General features: G+C 62.0%; 15 protein-coding genes, 1 rRNA gene and 1 riboswitch. Of the genes, 7 read left to right on the top strand and 9 right to left on the bottom strand.

Features of this window, described 5'->3' with window-relative positions; translation table 11 throughout:
• Nucleotides 1-10 precede the first annotated feature (10 nt).
• Both rrf and HMPREF0291_RS10895 read left to right on the top strand, forming a co-directional pair.
• Nucleotides 11-128: ribosomal RNA gene (gene rrf, locus HMPREF0291_RS10900) — 5S ribosomal RNA — on the top strand.
• Nucleotides 129-326: 198 nt separating this feature from the next.
• A complete protein-coding gene (locus HMPREF0291_RS10895) occupies nt 327-1142 on the top strand; it encodes a sulfite exporter TauE/SafE family protein (RefSeq protein ID WP_005291493.1) in 816 nt (271 codons plus the stop codon).
• Nucleotides 1143-1231: 89 nt separating this feature from the next.
• On the opposite strand, the gene HMPREF0291_RS10890 is transcribed toward HMPREF0291_RS10895, so the two are convergent.
• The 3 genes from HMPREF0291_RS10890 to HMPREF0291_RS10880 form a co-directional block, all read right to left on the bottom strand.
• Complete coding sequence (locus tag HMPREF0291_RS10890; protein ID WP_005291491.1) at nt 1232-3064, bottom strand: purple acid phosphatase family protein; 1833 nt, start codon at nt 3062-3064, stop codon at nt 1232-1234.
• 154 nt (nt 3065-3218) lie between these two features.
• Nucleotides 3219-3863 carry a DUF3239 domain-containing protein gene (locus HMPREF0291_RS10885; RefSeq protein WP_005291489.1) on the bottom strand — a complete coding sequence of 215 codons (645 nt, stop codon included), beginning with the start codon at nt 3861-3863 and terminating at the stop codon, nt 3219-3221.
• A gap of 35 nt (nt 3864-3898) precedes the next feature.
• Complete coding sequence (locus tag HMPREF0291_RS10880) at nt 3899-5539, bottom strand: DNA repair helicase XPB (RefSeq protein ID WP_005291487.1); 1641 nt, start codon at nt 5537-5539, stop codon at nt 3899-3901.
• A 101-nt stretch (nt 5540-5640) separates the two neighbouring features.
• Between HMPREF0291_RS10880 and HMPREF0291_RS10875 the strand changes: the two genes are divergently transcribed.
• Nucleotides 5641-5892 carry a type II toxin-antitoxin system ParD family antitoxin gene (locus HMPREF0291_RS10875; RefSeq protein ID WP_005291485.1) on the top strand — a complete coding sequence of 84 codons (252 nt, stop codon included), beginning with the start codon at nt 5641-5643 and terminating at the stop codon, nt 5890-5892.
• A complete protein-coding gene (locus HMPREF0291_RS10870; RefSeq protein WP_005291483.1) occupies nt 5876-6160 on the top strand; it encodes a type II toxin-antitoxin system RelE/ParE family toxin in 285 nt (94 codons plus the stop codon). The genes HMPREF0291_RS10875 and HMPREF0291_RS10870 overlap by 17 nt, the downstream gene beginning before the upstream one ends.
• 28 nt (nt 6161-6188) lie before the next feature.
• Here HMPREF0291_RS10870 and HMPREF0291_RS10865 read toward each other — a convergent pair whose 3' ends face one another.
• From HMPREF0291_RS10865 to HMPREF0291_RS10850, 4 genes are all read right to left on the bottom strand, one after another.
• Nucleotides 6189-7388, bottom strand: coding sequence for an ABC transporter permease (locus tag HMPREF0291_RS10865; RefSeq protein WP_005291481.1), 1200 nt, complete (start codon nt 7386-7388; stop codon nt 6189-6191).
• The gene (locus HMPREF0291_RS10860; RefSeq protein WP_005291479.1) at nt 7388-8266 is read right to left on the bottom strand and encodes an ABC transporter ATP-binding protein; all 879 of its coding nucleotides are present in this window, start codon (nt 8264-8266) and stop codon (nt 7388-7390) included. Before HMPREF0291_RS10860 ends, HMPREF0291_RS10865 begins: the two co-directional genes overlap by 1 nt.
• Nucleotides 8266-8682 carry a hypothetical protein gene (locus HMPREF0291_RS10855; protein WP_050748833.1) on the bottom strand — a complete coding sequence of 139 codons (417 nt, stop codon included), beginning with the start codon at nt 8680-8682 and terminating at the stop codon, nt 8266-8268. The genes HMPREF0291_RS10860 and HMPREF0291_RS10855 overlap by 1 nt, the downstream gene beginning before the upstream one ends.
• Before the next feature lie 98 nt (nt 8683-8780).
• Nucleotides 8781-9038, bottom strand: coding sequence for a helix-turn-helix transcriptional regulator (locus HMPREF0291_RS10850; RefSeq protein ID WP_040423815.1), 258 nt, complete (start codon nt 9036-9038; stop codon nt 8781-8783).
• Nucleotides 9039-9124: 86 nt separating this feature from the next.
• Here HMPREF0291_RS10850 and HMPREF0291_RS10845 point away from each other — a divergent pair, with 86 nt between their 5' ends.
• On the top strand, nt 9125-11941 hold the full coding sequence (locus HMPREF0291_RS10845; RefSeq protein WP_005291472.1) for an FAD-binding and (Fe-S)-binding domain-containing protein: 2817 nt from the start codon (nt 9125-9127) through the stop codon (nt 11939-11941).
• Here HMPREF0291_RS10845 and HMPREF0291_RS10840 read toward each other — a convergent pair.
• Nucleotides 11938-14001: a helicase-associated domain-containing protein gene (locus tag HMPREF0291_RS10840; protein ID WP_005291470.1), complete on the bottom strand. Its 2064-nt coding sequence runs from the start codon at nt 13999-14001 to the stop codon at nt 11938-11940. The two genes, HMPREF0291_RS10845 and HMPREF0291_RS10840, sit on opposite strands and share 4 nt — an antisense overlap.
• 53 nt (nt 14002-14054) lie before the next feature.
• On the opposite strand from HMPREF0291_RS10840, the gene HMPREF0291_RS10835 reads away from it, so the two are divergent.
• Nucleotides 14055-14255, top strand: coding sequence for a hypothetical protein (locus HMPREF0291_RS10835; RefSeq protein WP_040423814.1), 201 nt, complete (start codon nt 14055-14057; stop codon nt 14253-14255).
• A gap of 170 nt (nt 14256-14425) precedes the next feature.
• Nucleotides 14426-15838 (top strand): YeeE/YedE thiosulfate transporter family protein, encoded by a 1413-nt coding sequence (locus HMPREF0291_RS10830; protein ID WP_005291466.1) that lies wholly within the window; start codon nt 14426-14428, stop codon nt 15836-15838.
• 80 nt (nt 15839-15918) lie between these two features.
• Here HMPREF0291_RS10830 and HMPREF0291_RS10825 read toward each other — a convergent pair whose 3' ends face one another.
• A complete protein-coding gene (locus HMPREF0291_RS10825) occupies nt 15919-16572 on the bottom strand; it encodes a resuscitation-promoting factor Rpf1 domain-containing protein (RefSeq protein WP_005291464.1) in 654 nt (217 codons plus the stop codon).
• Nucleotides 16573-16584: 12 nt separating this feature from the next.
• Nucleotides 16585-16771: riboswitch (cyclic di-AMP (ydaO/yuaA leader) on the bottom strand.
• Nucleotides 16772-17207: the final 436 nt, after the last annotated feature.

Raw genomic sequence — 17207 nt, 5'->3', positions numbered from 1 at the left:
CTATGGGTGTGTCGGTGGTTGATAGCGGTGGGGAAACGCCCGGTCCCATTCCGAACCCGGAAGCTAAGCCCACCCGCGCTGATGGTACTGCACCCGGGAGGGTGTGGGAGAGTAAGTTACCGCCGACCAAAAACACACAAACAACTCAATACACAAGCGCCCTGGACACACACCGTGCCCAGGGCGCTTTTCACATGCCCAAAGACGGTATAGCGCTGCGTTCCGGATGCACCCCAGCCAACGAAACCATGCCGCTCAATTTCGCCGCATCTTCCCTGGTGACGTACGATGCAAGGGCTTAATAGTTTGCCTGCTGGGAGGTTTCCGTGGACGTTCTACCTTCGATTCTGCTGTTCGTCATGGGCATCATGGCGGGCATTATCAACTCCGCTGTGGGTTCGGGCTCGCTGCTCACGCTCCCGGTGCTTCTCGCCATGGGCGTGCCACCCGGTGTGGCGGTACGCACCAACACGATCGGCCTGATGTTCGCGTCTTTCGGCTCGGCGTGGGGCTTCCGCCACGAGACGAAGCGTGAGATGCCGTGGCTGCGCCCGCTGATAATCATGACCATTATTGGCGCGGCGTCGGGCTCGTTGCTGTTATTGTTCACACCGACCCGTGCGCTCGACTTCGTTATTCCGATCCTCATCGTTGTGGCATTGCTGTTGGTGGTGTTCCAGCAGCGGATCGTCGACACGCTTGCGCGTGTGGGCAAGGATTCGGAGACCCGTAATGCCGAGGTGCAGGCGGAAAGCGACGAGCCTGTGGGGGAGGCGTACAAGAAGCCTGGCCTCGTCGGAGCGATGGGTCTAGCATCCGTCTACGGCGGGTTCTTCACCGCGGCTCAGGGCATCATCTACTTGGCTGTCATGGGCGTGGGCACTGGTAGGTCGTTCAAGGACGTCAACCCGGTGAAGAATTTCCTGTCCATGATCGTCAACACCGTCGCGGCACTGGTGTACCTCATCGCCTACCTCTTCTTTGGAGCTGAGGTTCTATGGCTCGGTGTTCTCATCCTCGCGGCCGGCGGTGTCATTGGCGGACTGGTCGGCGCCCGCATTGCTAAGCGGGTCTCCAACCGCTTCCTCAAGGGTGTCATCGTTGTTGTCGCGGTCATTGCGCTCATTCGCCAGTTCATCTAGAAGCGTGAGCAGATAGCAATGCGAAAAGCCGGGCTTATGCCCGGCTTTTCTTGTCTCACGCGGCTGGGTGATCAGCCACCTGCGAGCATTTACTCCTTAGTGATGCCGTAGGAGTTGTACAGCTTGACCTCGCGGTCCTCACCGTTGTGCAGGTCACCCTCGACCTGGTAGAAGTCGATCTTGAATTCCTTCTCGGTGACGGTGTAGACGGCGAAGCTCTGGATCGTCGACTGGCGGTAGTTGTCGTGCTTGTGGTCGAACTTCGGAGTCTTCTCCGGCTGCTCAGCGACATCGAAGAGATCGTTCCAGGTGTCGACGTCCTCCTCGGTCATCCAGTCGAGCTTCTCGCGGACCTTGTGAACGTGGTCAGCGCCCTTCTGGTAGATCGCGTCGTAGGTCTTGGTGCCCGAGGTGTTCGGGATGACGTAGGTGACACCGTCCGGGTTGACGTGGTGCTCAACGCCGTCGATCTCACGCTTTTCGGTGTCCTCGACTTCGCCGTAGGAGAAGTTGTCCGGGCTATACGTCAGGGACTTCGTGCGGGTCAGGTTGTGGTCGTGGCCCTGGAGAACCAGGTCGACGTCAAGCTCGTCAGCCATCTGGACGAACTCCTCACGGGTGACCTGGACGTCCTCGTCCTGCAGGGAGTGGTAGGACGCGGAGTAGACCGGCTTGTGGTAGGCCAGGATGATCCAGTTCGCACCGTTCTCGCGGGCCTTACGGATGTCCTCCTTCGCCCACTCCATCTGCTCGCGGCCGACTGCACCCTCGTCCGGGTTGTCGTCAGACTCCTTGTTGTCGTTGGTGTTCATCACCACGAAGTGTGCGCCGGAGTAGTCGAAGGAGTAGTAGGAGCCGCCATCGATCTTGTCATTGCTGACGGGCACGTTGGTGTGCTCGTTGAAGGCGGTCTCGTGAACGCCCTCTTCCCAACGCAGGTTGTACTCATCGTGGTTACCCGGGGTGTAGGCGTGCGGCAGCTTAATGTTGGCGTCGTGGGAAGCGTTGAGGTTATCGACCCACTCATCCTCGACGGCCGCGGTCTCAACGAAGTCACCGGTGTGGAGCGCGAAGTTGGCGTCCGGAGCGACCTCCATGGCCTTCTCCAAGGTGTTGGCGCCGTACGCCGCCTCGTTGTTCACATGCTCGTTCCAGTAGGCGTTCTGGGTGTCGGTGTAGTGGATGAATTGGAAGCTCTCCTCATCCGGGTTCGAGGTGGTGAACGTACCGGTCTCGGAGTACCCCTCAGACTCGGAACCGACCTGGAAGTAGTAGGTCTTGTTGGGCTCAAGGCCGGTGGCGGTCGCCTTGTTGGAGTGCTCCTTGACGTCGACAAGCGCAAGGTGTGCGAGCTTGGAACCGTCAGCGGTCCACTTCGTGTTCTCGCGGTCGATCTGCTCGTCGGTGAAGTAACCCTCGACCTCTTCGGGGTTGCCTTCATCGTCGACAAGCATGTCGCCCTCTTCGTCGAAGGTCGCGGCGGAGTAGATGAAGTAGCCGTCCTTATCGCGCTCGGCGTAGCGGTTGGTCACCTCTGTAGCCTCGGCCGGGAACTCCATGGCTTCGGACATGTCCTCCTGCTCGGAGACGAGCAGCATGGAGTCATCGAGGTCGTCCTTGGTGTACCAGTTGAAGCCCATCTCAGTGGAGGTGTCCTCCATGAGGTTCATGGCAATACGGTCAGGCTCATTGTCAACCTCGACCTCAGCGACCTCAGGCTTGTCGTCCTGCAGCTCAATCAGGTCCAGGCCGTTCTTTTCGCCGTAGACTGGGTCGACTTCCTCGACATCGGTTTCGGTGGCGGTAGCGGTTTCTTCAGCTACGTTCTCGCCGTTCTCATTCTCCGCGGCGCAAGCGGTGATGAACAGTGCGGAACCGGAAACGATCGCAATGGTTTTGAAATACTTGGATTTGGTGAACACGTGAGAACCTTCGGCATGTTGTTGTCGGAGTGGTCACTATCCACTGTGGGCATGCCGCCCTAACCCGAGGTTTCCCGAGCCTAAATTCAAAATGAACAATCTTGCAGGACTTTGGAGCTTTCCTGAAAGGCGGGGTAGCGCTCTCGCGGGGAAATCAGAGAACAAGCAGGTTGTAGGGGGTCTCTTTGACCTCGCTGTAGCGCTTGCGGGCCTTTTCGAGTTTCTGCCACTGGTCCTGCGGGATCGCTTCGCGCGCCTTATCGACGACATCCGCATCCGGCGTCGCCCACGCGATCGGCATCGGGCTCACCTCTTGGAAGTGCTCCGTGTCGCGTGTCGTGCGCCGTCCGCCGACAGCCACGGCCGGTAGCTTCATGCCTTTTTTGGGGGTATCCATCCCAGGGATCGCGGTCACGGTCCGCAGCGCCGCCGCGTACGTCGGTGGCTGGTTCTCGTCGACGTTGATGTTCACAAGCGCCATGATGACGCTGTCGCGGGGGTTGACCTCAGCGATCACCGCCGGTACGAGCGGATAGCGGTCATACAGGTCCTGGGCCGAGCCGACAGAACGGGGAACCAGAAACGCGACGAGCAGCATCATCAACCCGAAAAAGATCAGGCCGAGTCCGCCGACCCATCGCCACGGCGAAGCCGGATCCACCAAGAACCAGACGAGCAGGCCCGCGATAAGACAGATGACAAACAGTGAAACACCGGAGATGACTGCCTTGCGGGTGTCCCGGAGCATTTCGTTGTGCTGCTTGGCAAAGGCCTCGTCGACGTCGAAGTGGAAGTGCATTCTTCAAGGATAAACGGTCGCGCGATGTGTGCTGGTCAGAGGTCGGCGGCGTCGACAAGCCGGTAGGCGTAGCCCTGTTCCGCGAGGAATCGCTGGCGGCGCGCGGCGTACTCGGCGTCGAGAGTGTCGCGCACGACGATGGTGTAGAACAGCGCCTCTTTGCCGTCTTCTTTCGGCCGGAGCAGCCGCCCCAGCCGCTGCGCCTCTTCTTGGCGCGATCCGAAGGTGCCGGAGACTTGAATGCCCACGGCCGCCTCCGGCAGATCGATGGAGAAGTTCGCCACCTTCGAGACCACCAGCGTGCGCAGCTCGCCGTTCCGGAATGAGTCGAAGGTGGATTCGCGTTTGGTGGTTGAGGTTTTACCGTCGATAAGCGGTGCGCCTGTGCGCGCGGCGATCTCTTCGAGCTGCTCGATGAATGCCCCAATAATGAGGATCTGCTCGCCATCGTGTTGCGCAAGAAGCTTATCGACGACACCCAGCTTCCCCTCACTACACGCCGCCACCCGGTACCTTTCGCGGGTCTCGGCGGTGGCGTACACCATCTTTTCCTCGGAGCTGAGTGCCGTGCGGACCTCGACGCATTCGGCGGTGGCAATGTAGCCGGCCATCTCGAGCTCTTTCCACGGGGCGTCGTACCGCTTCGGGCCGATGAGGGAGAACACGTCGTCCTCGCGGCCGTCCTCACGCACGAGCGTGGCGGTCAGGCCGAGCCTGCGGCGCGACTGGAGATCCGCCGCCATGCGGAAGACAGGGGCGGGGAGGAGGTGGACCTCGTCGTAGATGATCAGGCCCCAGTCGCGAGAGTCGAACAGCTCCAAAGCCTTGTACTCGCCCTGTGTTTTGCGTGTGACCACCTGGTATGTGGCAATGGTGACAGGGCGGATCTCCTTGCGCTCGCCGGAATACTCGCCGATCTCCTCTGGCGTGAGCGTGGTGCGGCGCAACAGTTCATCGCGCCACTGCCGTCCAGCGACCGTGTTGGTGACTAGGATTAACGTGGTTGTCTGCGCCTGCGCCATGGATGCCGCACCGACGATCGTTTTGCCTGCTCCGCAGGGCAGCACCACGACGCCGGAGCCGCCCTCCCAGAATGACTCGGTGGCGTATTGCTGATAATCGCGCAGCTCCCAGCCGTCGTGGTTGAGCTCGATTGGGTGGGATTCGCCGTCGACGTAGCCGGCGCGGTCGTCCACAGGCCAGCCGAGCTTGGTCAACTCCTGCTTGATCCGGCCGCGTTCGGAGGGGTGAACGGGAGCCGTCGTAGCGTCGATCGGAGCGCCCAGCATGGGTTTGATCTTCTTATTGCGCTGGATCTCGGTGAGGATCGTTTCCTCATCGGCTTCGAGGATGAGGCCGTGGGCCGGATGCTTGATCAAGCGGATGCGGCCGTAACGGGCCATGGTCTCGGCGACGTCGATAAGCAATGCCTGCGGAACCGGGAAGCGAGAGAAGCGCTCGAGGACGTCCACGGCCTGCTCCGCGTCGAAACCGGCTGCGCGGGCGTTCCACAACGCCAGTGGGGTGATGCGGTAGGTGTGCACGTGCTCCGGCGCGCGCTCCAGCTCCGCGAACGGCGCAATCGCCGCACGCGCCTGCGCAGCTTCCGGATGCGCGACGTCGAGGAGGACAGTCTTGTCGGACTGAACGATGAGCGGGCCGTCACCTAAAGGCATACGGGACATTATGCCTGCCTGGTACTAGCGTAGTGCTGGCAGGGTTAGGGGTCCCCGGCGGTAGACACGGAGCGGATACCTAAAATTGGTACTATTGGTGCATGGCTAAGAACACGTCCGTAACCCTTGGGCCGCACTATGAGGAATTCATCGCTCAGATGGTGGCAAGTGGACGCTATGCAACGTCCAGTGAAGTGATCCGCGCTGGCCTCCGCATGATTGAGGACTACGAGCAGCGGCTAGAGGTCCTGCGTCGTGAGATCCAGAAGGGGGAGGAGTCTGGTCTCGCAGAGGACTTTGATTTCAATAAGTTCATAGAAAAAATGAAGCGTGGCAATGACATACCGGCTTAAGGAAGAAGCCGTTGAGGACCTGCGGGGAATCTGGTCCTATGCCGAAACTCAATGGGGGCCAGCACAGGCGGAGCGCTATTTGCGAACCTTGGAAAGGCAATTTGCCTGGATTGCCGATCAACCGACTTCGGGGAAGCTAGTGCCGGGGATTTCTGGGTACCGTCAACGGGCCGCAGGCAGTCACATGATCATCTATCGTCTCGATGATCGAGGCGTGATTGTGATTCGCGTGCTCCATCAAAAAATGGACCCGTCCCGGCACCTCTAAGGCGCACGGAACAGATCCAGATAGGAAGCTAGCCCCGCAGTGCCTCCGACCACTTGGTGGTTTGGCCGTTGTTGAGGATGGTGCGGCGGTAAATGCGCGCGGCGATCCAGACGACGACCACGGTCGCTACGGCAGCCAGGGCGAGGGAGCCCGTGAGCTGAAGTGCGGTGAAGTCGCCGGCCGCGTACGACAGTGGTGCGGCGAAGATGGATACCGGCGGGATCCAGCTGGCCACCTGCATCCAGGTGGCGTCTGTGGCCATCCAGCCGAATGCCGGAATGTAGGCGCTGACAATGATCAGCAGCAGGACGGGCATCTGTGTGGACTGGAGGTCTTCAGTGCGCTGGACCATCGCGCCGGCAGCGGCGTAGAGGCCGGCGAAGAAGAGCATGGCCAGTAGGTAGGTCACGAGCATGATGGGCAGGATGGACCATTCGATGCTGATATCTTCCAGCAGACCTGTGAACTGCAGCGCGGCGAAACCAGCGCCGAGCAAGATCGCGGTGGAGATGAAGCCGAAGACGAGGTTGCCCAGGATCTTCCCGGCCAGGAAGTCCAGCGGACGGACGGCAGCGAGGACGAGCTCGACGACGCGGGAGGACTTCTCCTCCGTCACGCGGCTGCCCACCTGCGCGGCGAAGGTGATCACCATGAACACGATGAGCATGAGCAAGATGAATGCGGTGAGCAGGCGTGCGAAGTCCTGTTCGGAAGCAGCATCGTCTTTGCCTTCGTCGATATTGGCAATGTTTACTGCTTCGACGTTGATCTCTGGGGAGGCGGACTGGAAGTCGGTGGGTGAAATGCCCAGCTGTTCCAGCGCGGCGGCTTGTGAATAGGACTCGGCGAGGGCATCCACGGTGGTCATCACGGAAGTGTCGGGAAGACCGTCGGAGATGACCTGCCAAGTGTCGTTTTCAGCGACGAGCGCGGCATCGACATCACCGTCACGCACGAGGTTCTCGGCTTCCGTGCGGTCGGCAACATCGCGGGCCTCAAGGCCGGACCCCTCGAGCGTCTGCTTATCGACGTTGACTACCGCCACCGGCGTGGCTTTGTCCTCTGGGTCCTTATCCTTCTGCCAGGACGCGAAACCGACGGCTGCGAGAATGGCCACGAGCATGATGACCAGGGTGATGATCACGGATTTCTTGCTGAACAGAATCTGGATCTCGCGCTTAGCGGTGGTGAGGACGGTGTGGAGCGGGGAATAGGTGCTCGTGGTCATTACTTCACAACCTCCTTGAACAGGTCGGTCAGGTCGGGGACGACACGGGTGAATTCATGGACATCGCCGGCGGCAAGGGCAGCGTGCAGGATGCGCTGGTCGTCGCCGGTGGAAGAGGTCTCGAGGATGACGTGGTTCGCGGCGTCGTCGATAAGCGTCGTGCCCTCCGGGAACCATCCGCGGGCCGTGGTGCCGACCTTGTAGCGGATCGGGCCGTGGGTGCGCAGCTCGTCGACTGTGCCTTCGGCGACCATGCGGCCGCGGGTGACGATGCCGACGCGGTCGCACAGGCGCTGGACGAGGTCGAGCTGGTGGGATGAGAAAACGACGGGGACACCATTGCGGGCGCGGTCGGTGAGCATGGTGCTCATGACGTCCACAGCGACGGGGTCGAGGCCGGAGAACGGCTCGTCGAGGATGAGGATGTCCGGGCCGTGGATCAAGCTTGCGGCGAGCTGGACGCGCTGCTGGTTGCCCAGCGAGAGATCGTCAAGCTTGTCGTTCACACGCTCGCCCAGGCCGAGCTCGCCTAGCAGGTCCTCGCCGCGCTTTTTCGCGGCGGCTCGGTCGACACCGTGGAGCTGAGCCAAAAAGACCAGCTGGTCGAGGACTTTCTCCTTGCCGTACAGGCCGCGCTCTTCGGGCATGTAGCCAATGCGGCGCCGCGTGGCGTCGTCAAGCGGGGTGCCGTCGAGGAGGACTTCACCGGAATCGGCCTCGAGCACGCCGAGCGCGATGCGCATTGTGGTGGACTTGCCGGCGCCGTTGGAACCAACGAAGCCGTAAATTTCGCCGTCACCGACATTGAAAGTCATGCCGTCGAGCGCAGTGACGTCGCCATAGCTTTTGTGCAAGTCTTTTATCTCTAACGTGGTCATTATTCCTCCACTGGCTGGTCTTCAGGGTGGTCGCGGTTAATGGTGGCAGCGAAGCCGATCATGGGCAGGGTGGCCACGAACAGGTAGGTGAACACCATGTACAGGCCGGCCGTTTCGTAAGCGACGCTATTGCCGGAGTCGGCGATGAACTTGGCATACAAGAGAAACCCAGCTCCGCCTACGAAAGTGAGCGCCGAATATGCCTTGAACGCGCGTTGACGCCATGTGGCGAAGATGTCGCGCTCGTATTCATCGAGCTGCGAATCTGGTAACCGGTCCTTGCTGTCGTTAGCCCCGCGGATATAGGTCCACGCGGCCATGGAGAGGAGCATGGCCACGATGTACGACAGCGAGAACGGCCACGAATCTAGTTCTGCGATCAGTGAGATGCCGAACAGTAGCGCCGCAACGATCAAGCCAGCAAAGTAAACCGCGATGAGAACACGCGTCGCTTTCTGGTTGCGTACTCTTTTAGAGCCTGGAAGTGATGCTCGGTTCTGTCTTGATATGGAAGTCATCGCTTGTAGAGCTCCTTCGACATAGGGGCGAATTCATTGCGCGAAAAAACCGCTTCGACCGGGAGCTCAAAGACCTCGCAGACGCGGAAAGCGAGATCGAGGCTGGGGGAGTGGTCGCCGCGTTCCAAAGCGCCGATGGTCTGCGGGTTCACGTCGATGAGTTCCGCGAGTTGGTTGCGCGACATGTCGCGCTCAGTCCTCAGTACGCGAACCCGATTGTGGATCGGAATCTTCGCTTGTTTTCGTGCTGCCACACAATCAAGTGTTGTATAAACCCAATAATCTGTCAATGGAATGGCCGAAAAATATTTGGCGAACCCGATGGGGATAGCATGAAACTATGACTGCAACAATCACATCCCCTGCTGCGCATCTGGCCCGCGAATTAGGCTCCGATCAGACGATTTCCACCCGCCAGATCGACCGGATCAAGTACGCGCACGATGCATCGCACTTCCTCTACACCCCGCAGGTGGTCGCGGAAGCGCGCAACGCGAACGATGTCGCCGCGGCCTTCCGGGCATCGGCATCGTCCGGCACGCCAGTCGTGCTGCGTGCGGGCGGTACCTCGCTGTCCGGGCAAGCTGGGGGCGGGGGCATGCTTGTCGACGTCCGCAAGCACTTCCGCGGCGTCGAGGTCCTCGATGCCGGTAAACGTGTGCGCGTCCAACCCGGCTCGACGGTGCGGCAGGTCAACGCGCACCTCGCCCCCTACGGCCGGAAACTCGGTCCCGATCCCGCTTCCGAAGGCGCGGCCACGCTCGGCGGCGTGATCTCCAACAACTCCTCCGGCATGGCGTGCGGCACGCAATACAACACCTACAACACGCTCGAATCCTTAACATTCGTGCTGCCGTCCGGCACCGTCATCGACACCGCGCATGCAGATGCGGAGGCGCAGTTTGCACGGGAGGAACCGGAGCTCGCGGAAAAGCTCGAGCAAATGAAGCGTCGCGTTCGCGGCAATGCTGAATCCGTGAAGAAGATCGAGCAGCACTTCGCGCTGAAGAACACGATGGGCTACTCGCTCAACGCGTTCCTGGACTACGAGTCTCCGCTGGAGATCTTCACGCACCTGCTGGTCGCCTCGGAGGGCACCCTGGCGTTCATCGCTGAGGCGGTGCTGCGCACGGTCGAGGTGCCCAAGCTGAAAACCACCACGATCGCGGTGTACCCGACGATCGATGCGGCGACGCGCTCGTTGCCCGCGCTGTTCGATTCCAAGGCCGCGACGCTCGAGCTGATGGATTCGCGCTCCATCGCGGTCGGCCGCGGTTTTGACTCGGTGCCGGAGCAGATCACCGGCTTCGAGCTGGACCAGCATGCCGCGCTGCTCATCGAGTATCACGCGAACGAGGAAGAGCAGCTGCGCGAGTACGAGCGCGCCGGCACGAAGCTCTTGGGCGAGCTGGATCTGGCCACGCCTGCGGAATTCTCCACCGACCCGAAACAAGCTGCGAAGGCGTGGGCTTTCCGCAAGGGCCTCTACGCCCAGGTTGCGGAGGCGCGCCCGTCAGGCACGACGGCGCTGCTGGAGGACATTGCCGTGCCGGTCGAGGATCTGGCCGACACCTGCGGCGGGCTGCAGGGGCTGTTTGACGAATACTCCTACGACGACGCCGTCATCTTCGGCCACGCCAAGGACGGCAATATCCACTTCCTCATCACCGACCGGTTCGAGGGCGATGAGAACTTGGGCCGCTACGACGGGTTCAACGAGGCGATGGTGGATCTCGTGCTCGGCGCGGGAGGAAACCTCAAAGCAGAGCACGGCACCGGCCGTGTCATGGCACCGTATGTGCGCCGTCAGTACGGTGATGAGCTCTACGAAGTCATGGTGGAGCTCAAGCACGCCGCCGATCCGCGTGGAGTGATGAACCCGGGCGTGATCATCACCGACGATGACCGCGAGCACATGAAGAACTTCAAGCTCAACCCGCAGGTTGAAGATGAGATCGACTCGTGCGTGGAATGCGGCTACTGCGAGCCGGTCTGCCCGTCGCGCGATCTCACCATGACCCCGCGCCAGCGCATCGTCGTGCGGCGCGCCCGTGCCAAGGCGATTCAGGAAGGCGATACCGAGCTGGTCAAGCACATTGACGCCGAATACCAGTACGAGGGCATCGATACCTGCGCCGTCGACTCCATGTGTGTGACTGCGTGTCCGGTGGGCATCGACACCGGTAAGTTCATCAAGTCCCTGCGCCGCGGCCAGGCCGGCGCGGTCGAGTCCGCTGGCTGGGCGGCCGCCGCGAAGGCGTGGGGGCCGGGCAATAAGCTCGCCTCCACCGCACTGACCGGCGCGCACTACCTGCCGGCGTCGCTGGTCGAGAAGGTCACTGACGTCGCCCGCGCGCTTGTCGGCGAGGACACCGTGCCGTCGTACCGCCCGGAGCTGACCAAGGGCGGTACTTCCCGCGCCAAGGCGTTCGGCACACGGATCGGCGACCCGAATGCTGAGCCCGTCGGCGTGTTCGTTCCTGCCTGCGTGAACTCCATGTTCGGCCCGCAAGGCGAGGGCATCGGTGCCTCCGCCGCATTCGCCAAACTGGTCGAGCGCGCCGGGCTGTCGCTCGTCGTGCCGGAAGGCATCGACGGCATGTGCTGCGGCACTCCGTGGGCGTCGAAAGGCATGGCCGCCGGACACGACATCATGCAGAGCCGCGTCAACGATGAGCTCATCGCCGCCACCGATGGCGGCCGCCTACCTGTCATCGTCGACGCCACTAGTTGCACACACGGCTTCCAGGACATGGCGGAGACCATCGGCATCACTGTGATCGATGCCGTCGCATTCGTGGGCGACAAGGTGGTGGACAAGCTCGACGTCACTGACAAGATCGATTCGATCACGCTGCACCCGACATGTTCGGCGGCGCACCTTTCGCTTATCGACGACCTCTCCCAGGTCGCCGCTGCCGCCGCCGAGACGGTCAACGTGCCGCCGGAGTGGAACTGCTGCGGCTACGCCGGCGACCGCGGCATGCTCCACCCGGAGTTGACCCAGGCTGCCACGAAGCGTGAGGCGGAGGAAGTCGCCGAATTCGACTCCGAGTGCCACGCCTCCTCCAACCGCACGTGCGAGCTAGGTTTGACCGCCGCGACGGGCAAGGACTACGAGCACGTGCTGGAGGTGCTCGAGCGGGTGAGCCGCTAGGCCATCACGACCTTGGTGATGCGCGGCAACGCGATGCGCACCACCCTGTCAGTGGCGGCGACGTGCACGTCGACCTGCCCGGCAGACACGGACAGCGGTAGGACAGTAAGTGTCTGCCCTCGGCCGTTCTTGTCCACGTAGCCGAGCGTGACCTTGCGCTTGCCGCGCGCCGCCGCGCGGAGCACCTCGATGGTGTCGCCGGCGGGCGCTGGCGCGGGCACTGCACTGGTGCCCTTGGAACGCAGGCGCGCAATGATCTGCTCAGCCTGCTCGTCGGTGACGGTGGCCGGGCGCGGTAGGCGCGACGGGGTGGCCGGAACGAGCGCCGGCTCCGGCGCCATGTTCAGCTGTGCTCCGGTTTCGTCCTCCGCGGTGGGCTGGAGACCGGCCTTGCGCAGGGCGTGCATGAGCTTCGGCAGCGGAAGCTGCGAGACCGCGACGGTGGGCGCGAGCGGGCGGATGATTCCACTGAGCTTCACTGATGCCGTCGTGATCAGTGCAGGGTCCGCGCTGCGGAGATAGCTCATTGCGGCTCCCGCGCGGATGGAGCCGTGGGTCCGAGCGGTGTCGTCGATGAGGAATGTGATGCCCTGGGGGACCTCGCCCATGACATGGTCGTTCAGCCAGGAATGAATCTCGTCGGCGGTCAGCCCACTGTCCAGGCCGCGGCGGACGGATGCATCGGTGATGCGCCAGACGCTGGCTACGCCAGGCGACTCGAGCTGCGCGATGTTCTCCAGGAATGCAACCATCTCCAGTTCCAGCGGGCCGGGGGCGAGCACCGTCATGTCCGCCTGTGCGATAAGCATGTCCACCGGGGCCGGTACGAGCGCGCGGGTGGCGGCGGCGATGTCCGCGTTTTCTAAGAGTGCTTTCAACGGTGTCGATGCGGCAGGCGTTGCATCCAAGGCGCCGACGAAACGGGCTTCTTCGACGGTGGTGTCGATGAATGACGGCGGAAACTGGGAGGCTGCCAGGGGAGCAAAGTAGAAGAGTCGCTGAGGATCGCCGTGGTGGTGCAGGATGGTTAGCCGTGCGCCGCGGGCGTCGGGGGAGTGCATCTCCGGCGAGAGGAGCTTTTCTTCCTTGTCCGTCCGCCACGGGGAAGCAGCCCATCCGGTGAGCAGGATCGCCCACTGGTCGGACAGTGCGGCGTCCAGCCACGTGAGAGCGTCCTTCGTAGCAGCGAGTACATCGGTGTCGTCCACATTTCCGCGGCCGATCAGCCCGGCAGATTCACCGATGGTGATCAATAACGCTGGGTCGAAGCCGAGTTCTTTGCCTACGTTCGTTCGGACGCGCACGCCGACGGAGCCGTCTTTGTTCAGTGGGACGGGCTCAGCGAGTAGTAGCGTGATCAACTGGCGCAATTGGCGCACGGCGTCGAGCCCCTGCGTCGTGGCGGCGGTGTCGACGCTGTCCTGGTCGATGCCCGGGGCAGACGGTTCCGTCATGGGGAAGGTCCGTGGCGGGTGGCCGCGCAGCACATCGCGGACAGGTCGGGGGAGCCGGACGCTGCTTGAATCGACGCGGACGAGGAGGCCCTTGGCGATGAGAGCGCCGATCGGCGTCGTCGGATCCGCGTCTGGGGCGGCGGCCTTGGTGGTGCCCACGCCGCCGTTGGTGGCGAGCCTTTCCAGCACCTTGCGCTCTGGTCCGGAGATTTCCGCCATCAGGTCGTCGAAGTCGTCCGGCGCACGATCGGTCACGCGCCAGCCGGCGGGCACTGCGCTCAACACCCCCGGTGCAATGCGGAGCTCATCGTCCTTACCGAAGACCAGCGCATGCGCGCGGAGATTATCGAGTGCTCCTTCTCCCGCCTCAGCAGTGGCATCGTACGGGTCGAATTCTGCCCCGGCATCGGCGAGGCGTTCCAGGAGTGCCAGGTCGGGGGCGGTCAAGCGTCGTAAAGCTCGTGCAATCGACCCTGGAAGCGCAAGGCGAGTTGCCAGCGAAGCGATCTGCGGTGGCGCGGGGAAGAACGCGTCCGGGCGGGCGGAGATGAGCCGGCGTAGCGCGCCGTCGTCGAGTTCGGTGAGCGAACGGGTGAAGGAAGTCATTGCGGGGGTGATTTTACGTGCGTTTTCCCTTCCGGCGTGAAAGAATGATGTCCATGGCTAAAGACGTTGACAACATCACCCAGATCAACCCGGCTTGGCCCGCCCACACCCCGGGCAACGGTCACCCGGTGACGGAGATTTCCTCCAAGCTCACAGGAGCATCCAGCCCCTACGGCGACGACCTGATCCTGCCCCGCCCGTGGGAGGAGACCGGGTACGTCCACCCGACGACGCGCATCAACACCGCGCAGTAGTCGTTGCTGGCGTAGATCCGCACCGTGCAAAAACGCATGGTGCGGGTCTTTTTTCGCACGTGCGACTATACCGCTTGGTCTAGTTGAATGGGTAGAATTCTAGACTGATTGGTGCAGAACGGCTATTCTTTCACAGGTCAGTACTAGTTCCCTTTTATCGGGAGGTTTTCATGCTTGTGTCCGGATTAGCGGTGGGAGTTGCGCTCGGCGCTGTTATGCAGAGGGGTAGATTCTGCGTGACGGGCATGATGCGCGACGTGTTCCTACAGAAGAAGGGCCGTGGTCTAGTCGCCCTTTTCATCGTCATCGCTGTGCATGCGGTCGGCTTGGCGGCTCTGACATCCTTGGGCGTCATCGCGCCGGAGTACCGCACCTTCGCCCCGCTCGCCGTGATCGTGGGCGGCCTCATCTTCGGCCTATCCATTGTTCTTGCAGGCGGGTGTGCGTCGGGTACGTGGTACCGCTCGGCTGAGGGGCTCGTTGGCTCCTGGTTCGCGTTGGTGTTCTACGGTCTGTCCGCTGCCGCAATGAAGAACGGTGCGTTGTCGGGATTCAACGACTGGATGAAGCAATGGGATACCGGCTGGACCACTCTGCCAGAAACGTTCGGTGTGTCCGCTTGGTGGTTTGCCATCCCACTGGCGCTGGCCACCGCGTATGCCGCTCACTTTTACCTTGAGCAGGATGCCGCTGCCCCGAAGGTGACCCTCGACGCACCGTGGTACCGCAAGGCGTTGCACCCGTACGTTGCTGGAGCCATCATTGGCGTACTCGGTGTTGTCGCGTGGCCGCTGTCAGCCGCGACTGGGCGTAATGACGGCCTGGGGATCACCACCCCCACTTCCCATGTGACCTCCTACATTGTCACTGGCGAAGCGGAGTATGTTAACTGGGGCACCCTGCTGGTGCTTGGCCTTTTCGTCGGAGCGTTCATTGCGGCGAAGGCCTCCGGCGAATTCCGAGTTCGGGTTCCGGACGCAGTCACGAGCGTGCGCGCCATCGTCGGGGGAATCGGCATGGGTGTCGGTGCCTCTCTGGCCGGCGGCTGCACCGTGGGCAACGGCATGGTTCAAACGTCCCTGTTTAGCTACCAGGGCTGGGTCGCACTCATCTTCATTGCGGCTGGTGTCTATATCGGTGCGAAGATCTGGCTAAAGCCCAGCAAGGCGGGAGTGTCCCCCGAGGACGCTGGAGACCTGTACACCACCGATGAGTCTGTCCGTTCCAGTCACGATGCTGTTCACGACAGTCAAGAGGCCACCCCGGCTTTCAGCTTCCCGGTCGCTAACGGCGCATTGGCAGTGCAGACCAAGCCGAAGCAGGCCTGTAAGGCCCTCCCACTTGGCGGCGGTCGCTACAAACTGGACACTCTCGGCGCTGTGTGCCCATTCCCGCTCATCGAAGCGAAGGATGCGATCGCTGAGCTGGACAGCGGTGAGGCATTGGTGATCGATTTCGATTGCACGCAGGCTACAGAATCCATTCCCCAGTGGGCAGCCGACAACGGCCATTCCGTGAAGGACTTTGTGCAGAACCAGAATGCTGGCTGGCAGATCACAGTCGTTAAGGATGGCGCTTCCTAGGCTGAGTGCCGTCGCACAAAGGGCTTGATTCCGATCTCGTCGGAATCAAGCCCTTTGTGCTTGCTGTTTAGCTAGCGGCCTTAACGCGGCAGCCTAGCGTTGACGGCAGCGATGAAAGCCTGTGCATCGCCAGACAGGAGAGCGTCGATCAAGTCCTTGTTGGCCTGGTAGAACGCGTTGTAGTCGTTGCGGTTGGCCTTGTATGTTGCCTCAACCTGCGGCGGGACATTCAGGCCGCGGTTGTTCAGCTCGCGGGTGAGGGACTTGTAGAGCTTGTCCACCTCGAGCTCGTTGTTCTTCTTCGGCTGCGGAGCTGCGGCTGGCTTCGGTGCCGGAGCCGGCTTCGCTGCCGGTGCGGTGCGCGGGGTCGGGGCGGAGTTCAGGCCCAGCTTGCGGGAGCATGCCGGCCATGCGCCCCAGCCCTGGCTTGCGAGGGTGCGCTCCGCGACAGCAATCTGCTGCTCGCGGGTTGCCTGGTGTGCGTACGGTGCGAACTCGCCGCCGCCGTATGCGCGCCAGGTGGAAGCGGAGAACTGCAGACCGCCGTAGTAGCCGTTACCGGTGTTGATGTGCCAGTTGCCGCCAGCCTCGCACTGAGCCAGGCGGTCCCAGTCGGAGTCCGGAGCTGCGGAAGCGGTCGGCGCGACAAGTGCGGTGGTGGCGATGGCTGCGGTAGCGCCAGCCAGTGCCTTAGCGGACACGGCCTTGGAGTTCTGCTTGCGGTGACGTCCCATAGGGGTGTGTTTTCCTCTCTTGTTCTACGTCTGCGGGGTGAGCTGTCGGGTTCAGGCTGAGGGGGTTCAAGCGCCTGGCCGCGGTGCGCGGCTTCACCCCTAGCGGTCTCGAATATGAGGGTCCGCGTTGCGCCGGAAGTTATTCCCGCGCGGGTGGGTCCCCCGCTTCTGTCCTGTTGAGTTATATCGGGCATCGAGCCGGACAAAATTGAACGTGGCTCGTAGCTTGAATTGCACGCCCGTCTGTGGGCATGAGCGTAACTCTAGCGGTTTATAACGATTCAGTCACGTTCCGGAAGCAAGTTGTTGTCAGTGTGACTGATGTGACTCAACTTGCGCACGTTTTGCCGGCGCTGCCTGCGGGAACATAGTAAATGTGACCTATCTAACATCAAGCTGAGTTGGCGTGTTGGCCGGGGTGGCGGGTTCGTCGTAAAGCATAAGCAAACGCGCATTTTCGTGCCGTCGGAGTCGGCTCCGCAAAGGCCCAGTTCGCGTGTGGCTGATGAGGTGTCAGTTACTTGACGTGTGGACGGCACGAAAGTGGGTTTGTCGCGCAGGGAATGTTTTGCCCTGCCGGTGGGTTGTTCTAAGCCAGTAACTAAGATGGATAGCCCTAGTGATTAACGGTGGTG

The organism is Corynebacterium genitalium ATCC 33030 (assembly GCF_000143825.1).
GTDB lineage: Bacteria > Actinomycetota > Actinomycetes > Mycobacteriales > Mycobacteriaceae > Corynebacterium > Corynebacterium genitalium.
Note: the sequence above shows the minus strand (reverse complement) of the source record. Positions and strands in the feature narration are given on the sequence as shown.